Consider the following 2,256-nt stretch of genomic DNA (forward strand, 5'->3'; position numbering starts at 1 on the left):
GGCATCTTCACCGAACTGCTCCACCATCTTTTGGCGCACCATCTCCCCCAGATAAGGGGCATTGAGGGTTATCTCGGCGCCGTGAAAACGGGCCTTGATCGGCATCTTGGAGGCCTCGTCATATTGGGCCCTGGTGATCTTGCCGGTTTCCAGCATGCGACCCAGCACCACGTTGCGACGGGCGAAGGCGCGCTCCGGTGAGCGGATCGGGTTCAACATGGACGGTGCCTTTGGCAGGCCGGCTATGATGGCGATCTCGTCCAGAGTCAGGTCTTTGACCTCTTTGCCGAAGTAGACCTGAGCGGCTGCACCTACCCCAAACGCGCGATAACCGAGCGGTATCTTGTTGAGGTAGAGCTGCAGTATCTCGTCCTTGGAAAGATTCTGCTCGATACGCCAGGCCAGGAATACCTCCTTGATCTTGCGTACTATGGTCTTCTCATTGCTCAGGAAGAAGTTACGGGCGACCTGCTGGGTGATGGTACTGGCGCCCTGACGGGCATGGCCGGAGACGGCCCAGACAGTAGCCGCTCGAATGATACCGATCGGATCTATGCCCGGGTGCTCATAGAAGCGGGCATCCTCGGTCGCGAGCACTGCGTCTATCATGGACTGGGGTATTTCATCCAAATGCAGCGGGATACGACGAATTTCGCCAAATTGGGAGATCAATTCCCCGTCCCGGCTGTACACCTTCATCGGGGTGGCCAGCTTGACGTCGCGCAGCGCGGTCACATCGGGCAACTGGGGCTTGATGTAGAAGTAGATACCGATGAGGCTGGCAACACCCAGCACAGCACCCAGCATCATGACAATAAACAGGCGTACGAGCCATTTCAGCATGGAAGAACTACCAATCGTCTTAAAATTAGCCAACGGGCGCAGAGTATAGCCCTTTTGCCTCAGGGAATTCGAGGTTTTCCTGTCAGCAGTCAGGCTCCCCGAGAAGAGGCGGGAGGTTAGCATTCTGTGGCTCAATAACCAAGAGGAGGCCAGCGCGACAAGAAAGCGAAGTGCATCACTTTTTGGCGTAAACTTTATGATATTGATAGATATAGTATTTAGGATGAGTTAAGACATCATCAGCTGATTGGCTGTCTTGCAATCACTTCTAAAACCCAATAACGCATGGACGTGTATATGTTTGGGCTATTCAGTAAAGGTTACGTGTTGCCCTTGGCGGGCATTGATTTTGGGAGCCAGACCATCAAGGCCGTCACTATCACCGGGCGCCTTGGCAAGCTGCATTTCGAATCTGTGGCCGAAGTGGCGACCCCCAAGGGGACGCTGGTCGATTATCAATTGCAGGACATAGAACGGGTCAGCCAGTCTCTCAAAACCCTCAAGCGTCTTATCAGTGGCAACAGCCAATATGCGGCAACGGCTGTCACGGGTTCCAATGTGATCACCAAGGTCATTCAGGTTGATACGCGCCTCAGCGAAAACGAGTTGGAAAATCAGGTCCAACAGGAAGCAGAGCAGATAATTCCCTTTCCCCTCGACGAAGTGAGCCTGGACTTTGAAATCATCGGCATGGTCAATGATCAGGATCGTCAGGAGGTACTGCTGAGTGCGGCCCGCACCGAGAGCGTGAGTGGTCGAGTCACCGCCTTGGCGGAAGCCGGGATGATCACCAAGGTGGTGGACGTTGGAGCGCATGCTTTGGGCCGCGCCGTACTCGCCTGTCTGCCTGATTTGCTTACCTGGGAAAAACCGGTCGGTGTTATCGATATTGGCGCCAGCGCAATGACGTTTGTTGCGTTAATCAAAGGTCAGACAACGTATTCAAGAATTCAGAACTTTGGCGGTGATCAATATAGCCAGGCATTGTCCTCTTTCTATCAAATGAGTCTGGAGGAGGCTGAGCTTGCCAAGATGAAGGACACTCTGCCTGCCGACTATGAACTGGACGTGTTATTACCCTATATCAATGCCTTGTTGCAACAAATCAGGCGTAACGTTCAGCTGTTTTGCAGCTCCTCCGGACACAGGGAGCTATCCAAGCTGGTGCTGACTGGCGGTGGCAGTCTGATACCCGGGCTTGTCGCTCAGGTCCGCAATGAACTCAGCTGTGAAGTATTGCATCCCGATCCTTTCGCTTTGTTTGGTAAACCCAAAGGGGAGGGGGGACTCGCTCATGGTGCCAAATACATGACGGCGCTGGGTCTGGCAATGAGGAGCTTCACTCCATGTCAAATATAAACCTCCTCCCCTGGCGTGAAGCCAGAGCCCAGCGGCAGAAGAAGCAGTTCGGTG

2 protein-coding genes and 1 pseudogene are annotated in these 2,256 nt (G+C 53.9%); 2 read left to right on the forward strand and 1 reads right to left on the reverse strand.

Translation table 11 applies throughout. From position 1 onward, the window contains the following. A partial coding sequence (locus BN1129_RS00600) for a transglycosylase domain-containing protein (RefSeq protein ID WP_209418463.1) occupies positions 1-843 on the reverse strand: 843 nt, incomplete at its 3' end. A 285-nt stretch (positions 844-1,128) separates the two neighbouring features. Here BN1129_RS00600 and tapM point away from each other — a divergent pair. Both tapM and BN1129_RS22975 read left to right on the forward strand, forming a co-directional pair. After that, positions 1,129-2,202, forward strand: a complete 1,074-nt coding sequence (gene tapM / locus BN1129_RS00605; RefSeq protein ID WP_157013211.1) for a PilM family type IVa pilus assembly protein TapM — start codon at positions 1,129-1,131, stop codon at positions 2,200-2,202. Continuing rightward, positions 2,190-2,256: pseudogene (locus tag BN1129_RS22975) on the forward strand (fimbrial protein); the annotation flags it as partial. The gene tapM and the pseudogene BN1129_RS22975, both read left to right, overlap by 13 nt.

Source organism: Aeromonas popoffii (genome assembly GCF_000820025.1).
In the GTDB taxonomy this organism is placed as follows: domain Bacteria; phylum Pseudomonadota; class Gammaproteobacteria; order Enterobacterales; family Aeromonadaceae; genus Aeromonas; species Aeromonas popoffii.

What these genes read in the sequence shown, in the direction of transcription:
- tapM (WP_157013211.1), top strand. Translation starts at nt 1,129, where the DNA reads ATGGACGTGTATATGTTTGGGCTATTCAGTAAAGGTTACGTGTTGCCC.